The following is a 15,077-nucleotide window of genomic DNA, read 5'->3' as shown; positions in this document are numbered from 1 at the left end:
ATTTTCGCCGGATCGCGGCATTCAGGGAGAACGATGATGCGTGACGTCTTTATCTGCGATGCCGTGCGGACCCCGATCGGCCGTTTCGGCGGCTCGCTCGCCAAGGTGCGTGCCGACGACCTCGCCGCAGCCCCGATCAAGGCGCTGATGGCCAAGCACCCGAATCTCGATTGGGCGCAGGTGGACGAAGTCTTCTTCGGCTGTGCCAACCAGGCCGGCGAGGACAACCGCAACGTCGCGCGCATGGCGCTGCTGCTGGCGGGCCTCCCGGATTCGGTTCCCGGTCAGACCCTGAACCGGCTTTGCGCTTCGGGCCTCGATGCGGTCGGTGCTGCGGGGCGCGCCATCCGCTCCGGCGAGATCGAGCTCGCGATCGCGGGCGGTGTCGAGTCCATGACCCGCGCGCCCTTCGTGATGGGCAAGGCGCAGGAAGCGTTCTCGCGCTCGGCCGAAATCTTCGACACCACGATCGGCTGGCGCTTCATCAATCCGCTGCTCAAGGCGCAGTACGGCGTCGACGCAATGCCCGAGACCGGCGAGAACGTCGCCGAGGAATTCCAGGTCTCGCGTGCCGACCAGGACGCTTTCGCGATCCGCTCGCAGCAGCGTGCCGGCAAGGCGATCGCTGCCGGCTACTTTGCCGAAGAGATCACGCCGCTCACCATTCCCGGCGGCAAGGCCGGCCCCATCACTGTTGACAAGGACGAGCATCCGCGTCCCGAGACCACGCTCGAAGGCCTCGCCAAGCTGAAGCCGATCGTGCGCAATCCCGGCACGGTCACGGCCGGCAACGCGTCGGGCGTCAATGACGGCGCGGCGGCGATGATCCTGGCGTCGGAAGCCGCGGTGAAGAAGCATGGTCTGACGCCCCGCGCGCGCATCCTCGGCCTCGCTTCGGCCGGCGTGCCGCCGCGCATCATGGGCATCGGACCTGTGCCCGCGACCCGCAAGCTGATGGAGCGGCTCGGCAAGAAGATCACCGATTTCGACCTGATCGAGCTCAACGAGGCCTTCGCCTCGCAGGGCATCGCCTGCATGCGCCAGCTCGGCGTCGCCGACGATGCCGATTTCGTCAATCCGCATGGCGGCGCCATCGCGCTCGGGCATCCCCTCGGCATGAGCGGCGCGCGCCTGGCGCTCACCGCCGTGCACGGCATGGAAAAGCGCGGCGGCAAGCTGGCGCTCGCCACCATGTGCGTCGGTGTCGGCCAGGGTGTGGCCGTCGCGATCGAGAAGCTGAACTGAGCTTTCTCCTCTCCCTCTCCCTCTCCTCGCAGGCGGGGAGAGGCGAAGAGTCCGGCGGTTGGGAGACAAGCATGATCATCGCGCGCGAGCAGGACGTCACGGCCGCCGCACTTGCGGTGATGGAGCGGACGTCCGATCCGCGGCTGCGGCAGATCATGGTCTCGCTGGTCAAGCACCTGCACGGCTTCGTCCGGGATGTCAGGCTGACCGAGAAGGAATTCCGCGACGCCACGGCGATCATTGCCGAACTCGGCAAACTGACGAGCGACACGCACAACGAAGTCGTGCTGACGGCGGGCTCGCTCGGCGTCTCGCCGCTGGTGTGCCTGCTCAACAACGGCGACCAGGGCAACACCGAAACCGATCAGTCGCTGCTCGGGCCGTTCTGGCGGTTGAACTCGCCGCGCGTGGAGAATGGCGGATCGATCGTCCGCTCCGAAACGCCGGGTGCGCCGCTGTTCGTGAACGCCCGCGTCGTCGACAAGGACGGCCGTCCCGTCGCGGCTGCCGAGGTCGATGTCTGGCACGCCTCGCCGGTCGGGCTCTACGAGAACCAGGACCCCGAGCAGGCCGACATGAACCTGCGCGGCAAGTTCACGACGGATGCCGACGGCCGTTTTGCCTTCCGCTCGGTGATGATGGTCGGCTATCCCATTCCAACCGACGGCGTGGTCGGTCGCCTGCTGGAGGCGCAGAGCCGGTACCCCTATCGTCCCGCGCACCTGCACGCCCTGATCTTCAAGCCCGGATTCAAGGTGCTGATCTCGCAGGTCTACGATCCCAACGACCCTCACATCGACAGCGACGTGCAGTTCGGCGTGACGCAAGCGCTGATCGGCAAGTTCGTGCGCCACGAGACGCCGCATCCGACTGCGTCCGATGTCGCAACGCCCTGGTATTCGCTCGACCACATCTACCGGCTCGAAGCCGGCGAGGCCGTGCTGCCGCGTGCGCCGATCAAGTAGTGCCCGGTGCGGGAAGGGTGCTAAACTCGCTTCCCTAAATTAGTTATATTCTATAATGATTGGCGCAAAGGTTGTCCGGCCGGACCAAGATGGCCGGGGAGGAGTTCGCCAATGACATTCATCTATCCCGTCGACAGCAACAAGGCGCATCCGCTGCCGCTGTCGCCCGACTACAAGAGCTCGATCAAGCGCGCGCCGAACAAGCCCTTGATCCCGATGCGCCATACGCTGTCGGAACTGACCGGTCCGGTCTACGGCCACGAGACCGTGCGCGACGGCGACAACGACCTCACCACCCAGCACAAGGGCGAGCCGCTCGGCGAGCGCATCATCGTGCACGGCCATGTCCGCGACGAGGACGGCCGCGGCGTGCCCAACTCGCTGGTCGAGATCTGGCAGGCCAACGCCTGCGGCCGCTACGTCCATGTCCGCGACCAGCATCCGGCGCCGCTCGATCCGAATTTCACAGGCGCGGGCCGCACCCAGAGCGATGCCTCCGGCTACTATCGCTTCGTCACCATCAAGCCCGGCGCTTACCCCTGGGGCAATCACCACAATGCCTGGCGGCCGGCGCACATCCACCTCTCGGTGTTCGGCCATTCCTTCGTCACGCGCCTGGTGACGCAGATGTATTTTCCGGGCGATCCGCTGTTTCCGTTTGATCCGATCTTCAACTCGGTGCCGGACGAAAAGGCGCGGATGCGCATGGTCTCGTCGTTCGACCTGGAGAACACCAAGCCCGAATGGGCGCTGTGCTATCGCTTCGACATCGTGCTGCGCGGCAAGAACGCCACCCCCATGGAGACCAAGTAACGTGCAGGATTCTGTGAAGCCCGACGGGATCACGCCGTCGCAGACGGTCGGCCCGTTCTTCAAATACGGCCTGACGCCGACCGGAGAATATTCCTGGAATGACGCGTTCACCAACTCGACGCTGACCCCGGATGTTTCCGGCGATCGCGTCCGCATCGAGGGCCGCGTGCTCGACGGCGACGGCGCCGTCGTGCCCGACGCCATGCTGGAGATCTGGCAGGCGGATGCGCAGGGTCGCTACGCCGATCCGCAGGACAAGCGCGCGCTGCCGAACGCCAGCTTCCGCGGCTTCGCCCGCTGCGGCACCGACAAGGACGGCAATTATTCCTTCGACACCATCAAGCCGGGCGCGGTGCCCGACCCTGACGGCAAGCCGCAGGCGCCGCACATCGTCCTGGCGGTGTTCGCGCGCGGCATGCTGCGGCATCTCTATACCCGCATCTATTTCAGCGACGAGGCCGGCAACGCTGCCGATCCCGTGCTGGGCCTGGTGCCCGCCGACCGCCGCGCTACGCTGATCGCGGTACGCGAGGCCGGCAAGGGCGTCTACAAGCTCGACCTGCGCCTGCAAGGCGACAACGAGACGGTGTTCTTCGACGTGTGAGCCAACCGCGATTGCTTCTTTCGTTGCGATGCCCGGGCCTGCTCCCGGGCATCGCTTCTTGAAATGATGCAATGCGAGAGATGCGAATTATCTTTCCTCCTCCGGTATCGTACGGAGGCTCCTGCTGCGGAATTTCGATAGTCCCATTCAGTGTCCGTTGACTTGATAGGACTATTCATGGGGGCCGTACATCTTGCGGGCATCCTCCATGAAAATGCGTTTGTCGATTTCCTCCGCCATCGTTGCGTTTGGTCTTCTCCTCGTGCTCGGTTTCTCGGCGGTGCTGGCCACCAGCGTCTATGCGTTGCGCGAGCTGAAGGTCGGAGGTCCGCTCTATTCCGACATCAAGCTCGGCAACGATCTCGTCGCCGACATCCTGCCGCCCCCGGCTTACGTGCTCGAAGCCTATCTGGTCGCGACTCTGGCAATGCGGGAGCCGGATCAACTTGCTGCTCACGGTGAGCGCCTCGTTCAACTCCGGAAGGACTATGAAGATCGCAAAGCATTCTGGAGCGCGTCCAGCCTGGGAGCGGATCTGAAGACGGCGCTGGTTTCCAAATCAGATGTCGAGGTTCAGAAATTCTGGAAGTTGGTGCTCGATCAGCTCATGCCGGCTCTCAACGGCAAGGACGGCACGTCGGCCGAGCGTGCTTACGCGCAGCTGAAGGAGACCTATACGGCGCATCGCGGCATCATCGACGGCATCGTCGAGGGGGCCAACAAGAAGAACGCCGACATGGAAAAGCTCGCCGCCGAGCGCGACGCCTCCATCTCCTATGTCGTATGGGGCGTGTCTGCCGTCGTGCTTGCGCTGATCATCGGCGGTATCGCCTTCGTCGCATTCGGGGTCGTGCGCCCGATCGTTCGAATGACCGGCGCGATGCAGAAGCTCGCGACCGGCGACCTCTCCGCGGAAGTGCCTTACGCCGAACGCCGCGACGAGGTGGGCTCGATGGCGAGCGCGCTGGCGGTATTCAAGCAGGGTGCGCTGGACAATGCACGGCTGCGCGAGGAGCAGATTCGTAACGAGGAGCAGGCCAACCTGACGAAGCGCGAAGCGCTGCTGAACATGGCCGCCACCGTGGAGCGCGAAACCGGCGCTTCGGTCGAGACGGCGACCGACGCGACCCAGGGTGTGGAGCGCGCAGCCACCAATCTCTCGGATATTGCGCGGGATCTGTCGATAGAATCGCAAGGCGTCGCCGCGGCTTCCGAGCAGGCGCTCGCCAGCGCGGATACCGTCTCCGCTGCGGCGGAGCAATTGACTGCATCGATTCGCGAGATTTCGGGACAATTGGCGCGCGCAAGCCAGGTCACGGCATCGGCCGTCGTAGGTCGCGAGCAGGCTCACGCCACCATCCAGGCGCTATCGGGCTCCGTGAAGAAAATCGCTGAAGTCTCCGATTTGATCGGTGGAATTGCCGGCCAGACCAACTTGCTTGCCTTGAACGCCACGATCGAGGCTGCGCGTGCAGGCGAGGCCGGCCGCGGTTTTGCGGTGGTGGCGGCCGAAGTCAAATCCTTGTCCAACCAGACCGCAAAATCGACCGAAGAGATTGCGCGGCTGATCGCGGAGATTCAGGCATCGACACAGGCCGCAGTGCAGGCGGTCGAGGAGATGGGAGGCCAGATCACCGAGATCGACGGCGTTGCGACCTCGGTTGCGGCGGCGATGGAGGAGCAGGACGCGGCGACGCGCGAGATCGCGCGGTCGATCCAGGAGTCGGCAACCGCGGCCAAGCAGGTGTCGACCAAGATCGCCCGCGTCAGCCAGGATGCCGATTCCGTCAACGCGCGTGCGGCCGAGATGCGAGATGCGATTTCCGGCGTATCTTCAAACCTGTCGTCGTTGCAGTCGTTGCTCGTCCGCACGGTGCGCAGTTCGGCGACGGAGGTCGATCGACGCCTCAGCAAGCGCTATCCGACCGATCTGGAAGTGACGGTCACCGACAACCGGCAGGCTGCGCACGCGACCACGCTGGTTGATCTTTCGGAAGGCGGAGCCTGGATCCGCTGCGCGTCCCAGCTCGATGTTGGTGAGACCGGGGTGCTGCGCATCAGGGGATTTGCATTGCCGCTCCCCTTCACGGTCCGGACCCATGACGGCGAAGCCGCGCACGTCGCCTTTGCCCTTGGCGATGCGCAAAAGAAGGAGCTCGCCCGTTACATCGCCCGGAATTTTGGAGAGGAAGCGGCGGCGGCCTGAGCGCCTTCACTTCCGTGCATCTGCCGCTGGTGTCCGCGATTGTGATCGTGCAGTATTGCTCGACACGGGGGCATCGTGGTCATGACGAATCCGCAACTTCCGGCGGTCGCCGAACCTAATTTCCTCACGGCTGCGCTGCGCAAGGCCGGCGCACTGGACGCGGGCGCCGTGCGCGAAGTGAAGGTGCTGCATGAGCGCGATACTCTGGTGTCGCACATCATCAGGCTCGGACTGCGCTATGTCGGGGAGTCCGCCGGTTCTCCGCAGACCTTGTTCCTCAAAACGCCTCATGCAAATTTTGCCAAGACGCTCGTGCATGGCGGTCGGCATGAAGTGACCTTCTATACGAAGCTGGCACCGAACATGCCACCGGGGCTGGTGCCCCGCTGTTTCGACGGGCGCTTCGACGAGGAGAGCACGGACTGGCACCTCCTGCTCGAAGACCTCACCGACAGTCACGAGGTCGCGACGCAATGGCCGCTGCCGCCGTCGCGCGATCAGGCGATCGCGATCGTCACGACGCTCGCGCGCTGGCATGCCGCCTGGTGGGATCACCCCGGCCTTGGAGATACCGTCGGCACCTGGGTGAGCGCCGACGAGAGCGCGCAGCATATGGAGATCTTCGCCGGCCATTACGATCGCTTCGCCGATCTGCTCGGCGATCGCCTCAGCGAGGAACGGCGCATTCTCTATCGCCGCCTGATCGACCAGTCGGCTCGCTTATTCGAGCGCTATCATTCCCGTCGGCATCTCACCATTGCCCATGGCGACGCCCACATCTGGAACTTCATGCTGCCGCGTGCCGGCGTCGCCGACACCGTGCGCATGTTCGATTTCGACCAGTGGCGCATCAACGTGGCGACCGGTGATCTCGCCTACATGATGGCCATGCAATGGTATCCCGAGCGCCGGCAGGTGCTCGAGCGTGCGCTGCTCAATCACTATCATGAGACGTTGATCGCGAACGGCGTTCGCGGCTACTCGCGCGGGGCGCTCGACCAGGATTATCGCCGATCGGTGCTCTGGCACATCACCAAGCCGGTCTGGCAATGGAGCATCAACATCCCGCCGCTGATCTGGTGGAATAATCTGGAGCGGGTGATGATGGCGGTCGAGGATCTCGGGTGCGAGGAGCTGTTGTAGCGGTCGCCTGGTAGCCGGTGAGGCGCGACGGCGGCTCAACTCGTTCAGCGTCGTCCCGGCGCAGATCCGGGACGACGAGCGGAGATGGCCGCACAGCTGAGACTGCCTACTCCATCACCGCATGTTCCGGACCTGCCGCCTGCTTGCGCAGCGCGGCCTTGGTCGAGCCGATCATCAGCGCCAGCGGGATGGTGCAGAGGATGAAGAACATGATGACCTGGTAGTCGTGTGCGAACGCGATGATCTGCGCCTGCACGCTGACCATGCGGTCGGCCATGGCGCGGCCGGCATCGGTGGACAGGTTGATCAGGCCGCGGACGTCGGGCATCTGGAGCGCGTGGTTGAACGGGTTGATGTGCTCCGAGAGGATTGCATAGGTCTTGCGCGTGCCCTGCGTCAGCTGGGCGATCACGATGGAGATGCCGACGGAGCTCGCCACGTTGCGGAGCAGCGTCAGCATCGAGGTGCCGTCGGTGCGCAGATGGTTCGGCAGCGTCAGGAACGACACCGTCGAGAGCGGCACGAAGACGAGGCCGAAGCCGAACCCCTGGATCACGCTGACGATGACGATCTCCGGCACCTGGGTCTGGTCGGTCCAGCCGGTCATCTGGAACAGCGAGGCCGCCGTCAGCGTCAGGCCGCAGATGATCAGCGTGCGCGCCTCGATGTACTTCATGATGCGGCCGACCATCATCATGGCGAAGAAGGTGCCGAAGCCGCGGCTGGCGAGCAGGCCGCCGGCGGTCATGATGGGATAGCCGATGACGTTCTGAAGGTAGGGCGAGGCCAGTGCCATGGTCGAGTACAGCACGAGGCCCATCACCGTCATGAAGATGCAGCCGGTGAGGAAGTTGCGGTCCCGGAACAGCGCGAACTGGATGAAGGGGCGCGAGGTCGTGAAGGAATGCGCGAAGAAGTAATAGAACGCGATCCCGGAGATGACGAACTCGGTGACGATCTCGACCGACTCGAACCAGTCGAGCTGCTCGCCGCGATCGAGCGCGAGCTGCAGTGCGCCGATCGCAATCGCCAGCGCGCCGAAGCCGAACCAGTCGAACTTCAGGCTGAGATTCTTGTCGGTCTCGTCCATGAAGACGGCGAGGCCGAGCACGGTGATGACGCCGAACGGCAGGTTGACGAAGAACACCCAGTGCCAGGAATAGGTCTCGGTGAGCCAGGCGCCGAGCGACGGCCCCATGATCGGGCCCATCATGACGCCCATGCCCCAGATCGACATCGCGGTCGCGCGTTCCTGGAGCGTGTAATAGTCGAGCATCACCGCCTGCGACAGCGGCACCAGTGCCGCGCCGAACACGCCTTGCAGCAGGCGGAACAGCACCATCTGGTTGATGTCCTGCGCGAGACCGCACAGCACGGAGGCCAGCGTGAAGCCGGCCGAGCAGATGATGAAGATGCGCTTGCGGCCGTAGCGGTTGGCGATCCATCCCACCGGCGCCGTCATGATCGCGGCGGCGACGATGTAGGAGGTCAGCACCCAGTTGATCTGGTCCTGCGAGGCCGACAGCGTGCCCTGCATGTAGGGCAGCGCGACGTTTGCGATGGTCGTATCCAGTGCCTGCATGATGGTCGCCGTCATGGCGCAGATCGTCACCATGTTCCGGCGCAGGCCGGGGACCATCAGGCTGGCATTGGGACCGGACATAATCCTAGTCCTTGTCCTGATTTGCCGTCGCCGACAGGCCGAGCAGGCCGGCGAGCGAGCGCTTGTGGCCGGTGTCGATGGTGGCATAGACGCTCATGCCGGCCTTCAGCTTCTTCACGTATTTGTCGCTCTCGTCGAAATAGATCCTGACAGGCACGCGCTGCACCACCTTGACGAAGTTGCCGGTGGCGTTCTGCGGCGGCAGGATCGCGAATTGCGCGCCGGTGCCGGGCGAGAGCGAGCCGATCTTGCCCTTGAACACATGGTCCGGGAAGGCATCGACCTCGAGGGTCACGGGCTGTCCCTCGGTGACGTGGGTGAGGTCGCTCTCCTTCGGATTGGCGTCGACCCAGGGATGGGCGATGTCGATGATGGAGAACACCGGCGTGCCGGCGGCAACGAAGCGGCCGAGCTGGATCTGGTCGACCTGGGTGGCGACGCCGGCCATCGGTGCGCGCAGCACGGTGTGGTCCAGATTGCGCTCGGCATCGTCGAGTTTGGCCTTCGCCTGCGCGTAGGGCGGGAACTTCTCCAGCGGCAAGGAGGGGTCGCCGAGCAATTGTGTCTTGGCGTTCGAGAGTTGCTGCCTGATGAATTGGGTTTGCGCGCCCGCGGTTACCAGTGCATTCGACGCGTTGTCGAGGTCGAGCTGCGAGCCGAAGCTGTTTTTCACCAGCGCTTGCTTGCGTTCGACGTCGCGCTGCTTCAGGTCGACGCCCTTCTGGGCGAGATCGAGCATGTCGCCGTAGATCTTGATGTTGGCGCGAAGGTTGTCATAGGTCGTCTGCGCCTGCATCAGCTGCGCCCTGGCCTCGTCCACGGCGAGGCGGAACGGCACGGGGTCGATCTCGAACAGCACGTCGCCCAGCTGTACGTTCTGGCCTTCCTTGACCACGACCTTGTCGATCTTGCCGGAGATATCCGGCGTCACCAGCACCTTCTGCGCGCCGACATAGGCATCGTCGGTGCCGACATAGCGGCCGCCATTGAGATAGAAGGTCAGGCCGGCGATGACGGCCACGATCGGCAGCACCACCATCAGCAGGAAGCGGCGATAGCGGCGCAGGCCGGCAACGAAGCGGCGGCGCGGATCGGTGCCGGCCTTCTTGGTCGGCTTGCCGCTGTCGATCTTCTGCTCGGGCTGGAATTTGAGGACTTGTTCAGCCATAGCGCTGCTCCTTGCGTGCTTGTTCCGCGCCGGATGTCTGGATCGCGCTACGCACGTTTTCTTTGATGGTTTCGAGTTGGGTAAGCAGACGGTGGGCGTCCGCCGGGTTGATGCCGTCGAGCGCGTTCGCGGTCAGCTCGGACTTCAGGCCGCTCATCTTGCCGAGCAGCGCGCGGCCGGCCTTCTTCAGATAGAGGCGCTTGACGCGGCGGTCCGTGGCGTCGCTGCGGCGCTCGATCCAGTCGCTGTCGCAGAGCTTGTCGATCAGGCGCGTCAGCGTGATCGGCTGCATCTCCAGCAGCTCGGCGAGTTCCGACTGTTTCATGCCCTCGCTGCGCTCGACCTTGGCCAGCACGGCCCATTGCGCGCGGGTGATGCCGAAGCGCGAGGCCTCCTTGTCGGCATAGACGCGCAACAGGCGGTAGAGCTCGCCGAGCGTGAACAGGAAGTTCTGGTCGACAGACCCGCGGGTCATGAGCTTGGTCTCCAATAAGCTTGAATATAATAAGCAAGCTTATGATTATTTCATGGCGGGTTAATGCGATGCTGTCCCGCAGCAAAAGCATGGCTGATCGCCGCCGTGCCGGTCGTGCTTTGGGTTCCCCTGCCGAAATGCTAGAAGGCGGGCCGAATGACCCTCGCAAAGCCGGCATTTCCAACCCCCGACCATGATCACGGACGCTGCACCGCGGACGCGCTGGCGCATGCGGAAGCGGTCTGCGAGCAGCGGGCGCAGAAATTCACGCCGATCCGCCGCCAGGTGCTGGGCGCACTGCTTTCCAGCCATCGGCCGCTCGGCGCCTATGAGGTGATCGACGAACTCGCCAAATCGATGCCGCGGCCGGCACCGATCACGGTCTACCGGGCTCTCGATTTCTTGATGGCGAACGGCCTCGTGCACCGCATCGAGAGCCGCAACGCTTATCTCGCCTGCGCCGCCCACGATCACGACGCGACCTCGGCGGTCGCGTTCCTGATCTGCGAGCGCTGCGGTCTCGTCGGCGAGATCCCGTCAGGGTCTTTTGCCAGGGAGCTCAACGCCGCGGCGCGTGCGTCGGGCTTCGCGCCAAAACTGTCCGTGGTGGAGATCACGGGCGTCTGCACCCATTGTCAGAAAACGTCTTAAAGCAACAACGGCGCAAAGCCGGGTCTCAGGAAGAAATGTCCTCACCTCAACCCATCCCGTCTGCCGGTCGTCCCCTCAGTGCCGGCGCCATCGCCCTGATGCTCATGCTGTGCCTGACCTGGGGTTTCAACCAGATCGCGGTGAAGTTGGTGCTGCCCGACGTGCCGCCGATGCTGCAGGCGATGATCCGTTCGATGGGCGCGCTGCCGGTGCTGTTTCTCATCGGCACGTTTCGCGGGGTCAAATTCTTCGAGAACGACAACACGTGGAAGCCCGGCCTGGTTGCGGGGCTGATGTTCGGCATCGAGTTCGTGCTGATCTTCCAGGGCTTGCGACTGACCTCGGCCTCCCGCGCGGTGGTGTTCCTCTACACCGCGCCCTTCTTCGTCGCGCTCGGTTCCTATCAGGTGCTCGGCGAGCGGCTTGGCACCACGCAATGGCTGGGGCTCGCCGTGAGCTTTGCCGGTGTCGCGCTCGCGATCGGCGTGCCGCAGGCCAATGTCGATTCGCATGTTCTGCTCGGCGATCTCCTGATCGTGCTTGGTGCATCGCTGTGGGCCGCGACCACGCTCGTTGCCAAGGGCACGCGCTTGCGCTTTGCCGCGCCGGAGAAGGCGCTCGGCTACCAGGTCGCGACCTCGATCCCGATCCTGGGCGCGGCCGCCCTGCTGTCGGGCGAATCCATCACCCACACCCCCTCGCCGCTGTCGTTCGCGCTTCTGGCCTTCCAGGCGATCTGGGTGGTCGGAACCACGTTCACGCTTTGGTTCGCGCTGGTGAAGGCCTATTCGGCCAGCAAATTGTCGGCTTTTACCTTCATCACCCCTTTGTTTGGCGTGGTGGGTAGCTATTTCATCATGCACGACACCCTGAGCCTGGCCTTTGGGGCGGCAGCCGTCCTTGTAATTGCTGGGCTTTTTCTGGTTAACCGTCCGAGCCAAACGGCTGCGGCGCCGGCTGATGCATTGCTGAACGTCACCAAAACCTGATATTTGGACCCCATGAACAAGCCCGAAAACACCATCGATTCCGACATCGCGGGGCCCGCGCCGCGCCATCACACCACCCAGGTCAAGGTCGGCAACGTCGCCGTCGGCGGCGGCGCGCCGATCGTCGTGCAGTCGATGACCAACACCGACACCGCCGACATCGACGGCACCATCGCCCAGGTCGCAGCGCTCGCGCGCGCCGGCTCCGAAATGGTCCGCATCACCGTGGACCGCGAAGAGGCTGCTGCCGCCGTCCCGCACATCCGCGACGGCCTCGCCAAGCGCGGCATCACCACGCCGCTGATCGGCGACTTCCACTATATCGGCCACAAGCTGCTGGCGGCCTATCCGGCCTGCGCCGAGGCGCTGGCGAAGTACCGCATCAATCCCGGCAATGTCGGCTTCAAGGACAAGCGCGATACCCAGTTCGCCGACATCATCGAGATCGCGAACAAGAACGGCAAGCCGGTCCGCATCGGCGCCAACTGGGGCTCGCTCGACCAGGAGCTGCTGACCAAGCTGATGGACGAGAACGCCGCCTCCGCCAATCCGCGCGACGTGCGCGCGGTGACGCGCGAGGCGATGGTGCAGTCCGCGCTGCTCTCGGCCGCGCGTGCCGAAGAGCTCGGCATGCCCAAGGACCGCATCATCCTCTCCGCAAAAGTCTCGGCGGTGCAGGACCTCATTGCGGTCTATCAGGATCTCGCCTCGCGTTCCGACTACGCCATCCATCTCGGCCTCACCGAGGCCGGCATGGGCTCGAAGGGCATCGTTGCGTCGTCCGCCGCGCTCGGCATCCTCCTGCAGCAGGGCATCGGCGACACCATCCGCATCTCGCTGACGCCGGAGCCCGGCGGCGACCGCACCCGTGAGGTGCAGGTCGGCCAGGAGCTGCTGCAGACCATGGGCTTCCGCACCTTCGTGCCGCTGGTCGCCGCGTGCCCCGGCTGCGGCCGCACCACCTCGACCACGTTCCAGGAACTCGCCCGCTCGATCCAGGATTTCATCCGCGACGAGATGCCGAACTGGAAGAGCAAATATCCCGGCGTCGAGGAGCTCAACGTCGCGGTGATGGGCTGCATCGTCAACGGCCCCGGCGAATCCAAGCACGCCAATATCGGCATCTCGCTGCCCGGCACCGGCGAAGCGCCGGCTGCGCCCGTTTTCGTCGACGGCAAGAAGTTCCGCACGCTGCGCGGCCCGACCATCTCCGCCGACTTCAAGGCGCTGGTGATCGACTACATCGACCAGCGCTACGGCCAGGGCGCCAAGGCGCCCGTATCAGCGGCGGAGTAGCCGTCTTCCAGATGTTGGAATCGTAGGGCGGGTTAGCGAACAGCGGCCCGCCCTCTTCTTTTGCGCGACCGTTCCCGGATTGCGCTTCGCGTCATCCGGGCTACGATGGCTCCCAATCAAGAACGATCGGGAGACGGCACCCATGAGCTCGCTATCCGGCAAGCAAGGCCCGCGTTATCGCCACACGGCCGACGACGGCGCGCCTTACGAGACCATCGCGGTCGAGAAGCTCACGCCGATCATCGGCGCGGAAATTTCCGGCGTCGAGATCGGCAAGCTCGTCGAGGGCGATGCGCGCTCGAACCAGCAAATGGACGAGATCCACCGCGCGCTGGCCGAAAACCTCGTGATCTTCTTCCGCGACCAGACCATCACGCCGAAGCAGCATCTGGCCTTCGGCCGCAAGTTCGGCGAGCTGCATTTTCATCCCGCCGCACCGCACGAGGACGAAGACCCGGCGCTGATGAAGATCCATGCCGACAAGAACTCGCCGCGCGCGAACGGCGAGGGCTGGCATTCCGACGTGTCCTGCGATCTCGAGCCGCCGATGGGCTCGATCCTCTACATCAAGCAGTGCCCGCCGCGCGGCGGCGACACGCTGTTCGCCAACATGTATGCGGCCTATGAGGCGCTGTCGGATCGCATGAAGGCCTATCTCGACGGACTCACCGCGCTGCACGATGGCGAGCCGATCTATCGCGGGCTCTATGCGAATTACGGCGTCGCCGATCGGCCGTCCTACCCGAATGCGGAGCACCCCGTCGTGCGCACGCACCCGGTCACGGGCAAGAAGGCGCTCTACGTCAACCGCGGTTTCGTCAGGCACATCAACGGCATCCCGCGCGACGAGAGCGACGCGGTGCTGGCCTATCTCTACCAGCACGCCGAGAACCCGCTGTTCCAGTGCCGCTTCCGCTGGACCGAGAACGCCATCGCCTTCTGGGACAACCGCTGCACCCAGCATCGCGCGATGTGGGACTACTGGCCGCATACACGCTCGGGCACGCGCGTGACGGTGAAGGGGGAACGGCCGGTGTGAGAATGTCGTGGCGCATCACCGCCGCCATCGTTGTTTCGCTGATCCCGCTCATGGTTTCGTCGGTGGACGACAGCGAAGCGGCCGCGGCACGCAAGGCCGCGCGGGTCAAGATCAAGCCATCCGCGCCGGAGACCTGCGATCCGCGCAAATTCAGGATCATCCTCGATGTCGGCCACACCTCCGAAGCGCAAGGGGCGACCAGCGCGCGCAACGACGTGGAATTCGGATTCAATCTGTATTTGACGCGGCTGATCGGAACGCGCCTGAAGTCGGCGGGCTTCGCCGCGACCCGCGTGCTGGTGACCGATGGCAAGGCGAAGGCGAGCCTGCTCAAGCGTGTTGCCACGGCCAACGCCGACCACGCCGACCTTGTCCTGTCGATCCACCATGATTCCGTCCCGGACAAGTTGCTCGAGGAATGGGAGTTCGACGGCTCGAGGAGCTGGTTCAGCGACCGCTTCAGCGGCCATTCGCTGTTCGTATCGGAGCGCAATCCGCACTTCACCGACAGCCTCTCTTTTGCCCGGCTGCTGGGCAAGGAGCTGAAAGCCGGCGGGCTGCACTATGCGAGCCAATACACGTTGCCGCTGATGGGCCGCTATCGGCATCCCCTGCTCGACAAGGATGTCGGCGTCTACCGCTACGACGCCCTCGTCGTGCTCTCGCAGACCCGAAGCGCGGCAGTCCTGCTCGAAGCCGGTTCCATCATCAACCGCGACGAGGAAATGGCGATGAACTCGCCGGAACGGCGGGAGCTGATCGCGACGGCCGTGGTGACGGCGATGCGGACCTATTGCGGGAAGCGGTAGGCTGCCGTCAG

Annotated in this window: 14 protein-coding genes; 11 read left to right on the top strand and 3 right to left on the bottom strand. The window is 64.5% G+C overall.

Annotated elements, in window-relative coordinates; translation table 11 throughout:
• Positions 1 to 36 precede the first annotated feature (36 nt).
• From pcaF to XH90_RS33825, 6 genes are all read left to right on the top strand, one after another.
• Positions 37 to 1,245, top strand: coding sequence for a 3-oxoadipyl-CoA thiolase (gene pcaF, locus XH90_RS33850; protein WP_194478546.1), 1,209 nt, complete (start codon positions 37 to 39; stop codon positions 1,243 to 1,245).
• 71 nt (positions 1,246 to 1,316) lie between these two features.
• Positions 1,317 to 2,210 carry a dioxygenase gene (locus tag XH90_RS33845; protein WP_194478545.1) on the top strand — a complete coding sequence of 298 codons (894 nt, stop codon included), beginning with the start codon at positions 1,317 to 1,319 and terminating at the stop codon, positions 2,208 to 2,210.
• Positions 2,211 to 2,321: 111 nt separating this feature from the next.
• Positions 2,322 to 3,023 carry a protocatechuate 3,4-dioxygenase subunit beta gene (pcaH, locus tag XH90_RS33840; RefSeq protein ID WP_194478544.1) on the top strand — a complete coding sequence of 234 codons (702 nt, stop codon included), beginning with the start codon at positions 2,322 to 2,324 and terminating at the stop codon, positions 3,021 to 3,023.
• Between the two features lies 1 nt (position 3,024).
• Positions 3,025 to 3,627, top strand: a complete 603-nt coding sequence (gene pcaG, locus XH90_RS33835) for a protocatechuate 3,4-dioxygenase subunit alpha (protein ID WP_194478543.1) — start codon at positions 3,025 to 3,027, stop codon at positions 3,625 to 3,627.
• A 208-nt stretch (positions 3,628 to 3,835) separates the two neighbouring features.
• Positions 3,836 to 5,833 carry a methyl-accepting chemotaxis protein gene (locus tag XH90_RS33830; RefSeq protein WP_194478542.1) on the top strand — a complete coding sequence of 666 codons (1,998 nt, stop codon included), beginning with the start codon at positions 3,836 to 3,838 and terminating at the stop codon, positions 5,831 to 5,833.
• A gap of 54 nt (positions 5,834 to 5,887) precedes the next feature.
• Positions 5,888 to 6,976, top strand: coding sequence for a phosphotransferase (locus XH90_RS33825; protein WP_194482899.1), 1,089 nt, complete (start codon positions 5,888 to 5,890; stop codon positions 6,974 to 6,976).
• Positions 6,977 to 7,082: 106 nt separating this feature from the next.
• Here the strand turns inward: XH90_RS33825 and XH90_RS33820 are convergent, their stop codons facing one another.
• From XH90_RS33820 to XH90_RS33810, 3 genes are read right to left on the bottom strand one after another with little or no spacing between them, the layout of a single operon-like run.
• A complete protein-coding gene (locus XH90_RS33820; protein ID WP_194478541.1) occupies positions 7,083 to 8,639 on the bottom strand; it encodes an MDR family MFS transporter in 1,557 nt (518 codons plus the stop codon).
• A 4-nt stretch (positions 8,640 to 8,643) separates the two neighbouring features.
• Positions 8,644 to 9,807, bottom strand: coding sequence for an HlyD family secretion protein (locus tag XH90_RS33815; RefSeq protein WP_194478540.1), 1,164 nt, complete (start codon positions 9,805 to 9,807; stop codon positions 8,644 to 8,646).
• On the bottom strand, positions 9,800 to 10,282 hold the full coding sequence (locus XH90_RS33810) for a MarR family winged helix-turn-helix transcriptional regulator (RefSeq protein ID WP_194478539.1): 483 nt from the start codon (positions 10,280 to 10,282) through the stop codon (positions 9,800 to 9,802). Before XH90_RS33810 ends, XH90_RS33815 begins: the two co-directional genes overlap by 8 nt.
• 156 nt (positions 10,283 to 10,438) lie before the next feature.
• On the opposite strand from XH90_RS33810, the gene XH90_RS33805 reads away from it, so the two are divergent.
• The 5 genes from XH90_RS33805 (at position 10,439) to XH90_RS33785 (ending at position 15,066) form a co-directional block, all read left to right on the top strand.
• Positions 10,439 to 10,933: a Fur family transcriptional regulator gene (locus XH90_RS33805; protein ID WP_194478538.1), complete on the top strand. Its 495-nt coding sequence runs from the start codon at positions 10,439 to 10,441 to the stop codon at positions 10,931 to 10,933.
• Between the two features lie 35 nt (positions 10,934 to 10,968).
• Positions 10,969 to 11,922: a DMT family transporter gene (locus XH90_RS33800; protein WP_194478537.1), complete on the top strand. Its 954-nt coding sequence runs from the start codon at positions 10,969 to 10,971 to the stop codon at positions 11,920 to 11,922.
• Between the two features lie 12 nt (positions 11,923 to 11,934).
• Positions 11,935 to 13,218: a flavodoxin-dependent (E)-4-hydroxy-3-methylbut-2-enyl-diphosphate synthase gene (ispG, locus tag XH90_RS33795; RefSeq protein ID WP_194478536.1), complete on the top strand. Its 1,284-nt coding sequence runs from the start codon at positions 11,935 to 11,937 to the stop codon at positions 13,216 to 13,218.
• A 142-nt stretch (positions 13,219 to 13,360) separates the two neighbouring features.
• Positions 13,361 to 14,257 (top strand): TauD/TfdA family dioxygenase, encoded by an 897-nt coding sequence (locus tag XH90_RS33790; RefSeq protein WP_194478535.1) that lies wholly within the window; start codon positions 13,361 to 13,363, stop codon positions 14,255 to 14,257.
• A gap of 2 nt (positions 14,258 to 14,259) precedes the next feature.
• Positions 14,260 to 15,066 carry an N-acetylmuramoyl-L-alanine amidase gene (locus XH90_RS33785; protein WP_194478534.1) on the top strand — a complete coding sequence of 269 codons (807 nt, stop codon included), beginning with the start codon at positions 14,260 to 14,262 and terminating at the stop codon, positions 15,064 to 15,066.
• The last annotated feature ends 11 nt before the right edge of the window (positions 15,067 to 15,077 follow it).

Origin of the sequence: Bradyrhizobium sp. CCBAU 53338 (assembly GCF_015291665.1) — a bacterium.
Taxonomy (GTDB): Bacteria; Pseudomonadota; Alphaproteobacteria; order Rhizobiales; family Xanthobacteraceae; genus Bradyrhizobium.
This window is presented reverse-complemented; position numbering and strand designations above follow the sequence as displayed.

Coding starts and splice junctions, on each gene's coding strand:
- XH90_RS33815 (WP_194478540.1), bottom strand. CDS start 9,807: ATGGCTGAACAAGTCCTCAAATTCCAGCCCGAGCAGAAGATCGACAGC.
- XH90_RS33805 (WP_194478538.1), top strand. CDS start 10,439: ATGACCCTCGCAAAGCCGGCATTTCCAACCCCCGACCATGATCACGGA.
- XH90_RS33820 (WP_194478541.1), bottom strand. CDS start 8,639: ATGTCCGGTCCCAATGCCAGCCTGATGGTCCCCGGCCTGCGCCGGAAC.
- XH90_RS33810 (WP_194478539.1), bottom strand. CDS start 10,282: ATGACCCGCGGGTCTGTCGACCAGAACTTCCTGTTCACGCTCGGCGAG.
- ispG (WP_194478536.1), top strand. CDS start 11,935: ATGAACAAGCCCGAAAACACCATCGATTCCGACATCGCGGGGCCCGCG.
- XH90_RS33845 (WP_194478545.1), top strand. CDS start 1,317: ATGATCATCGCGCGCGAGCAGGACGTCACGGCCGCCGCACTTGCGGTG.
- pcaF (WP_194478546.1), top strand. CDS start 37: ATGCGTGACGTCTTTATCTGCGATGCCGTGCGGACCCCGATCGGCCGT.
- XH90_RS33830 (WP_194478542.1), top strand. CDS start 3,836: ATGAAAATGCGTTTGTCGATTTCCTCCGCCATCGTTGCGTTTGGTCTT.
- pcaH (WP_194478544.1), top strand. CDS start 2,322: ATGACATTCATCTATCCCGTCGACAGCAACAAGGCGCATCCGCTGCCG.
- XH90_RS33785 (WP_194478534.1), top strand. CDS start 14,260: ATGTCGTGGCGCATCACCGCCGCCATCGTTGTTTCGCTGATCCCGCTC.
- XH90_RS33800 (WP_194478537.1), top strand. CDS start 10,969: ATGTCCTCACCTCAACCCATCCCGTCTGCCGGTCGTCCCCTCAGTGCC.
- XH90_RS33790 (WP_194478535.1), top strand. CDS start 13,361: ATGAGCTCGCTATCCGGCAAGCAAGGCCCGCGTTATCGCCACACGGCC.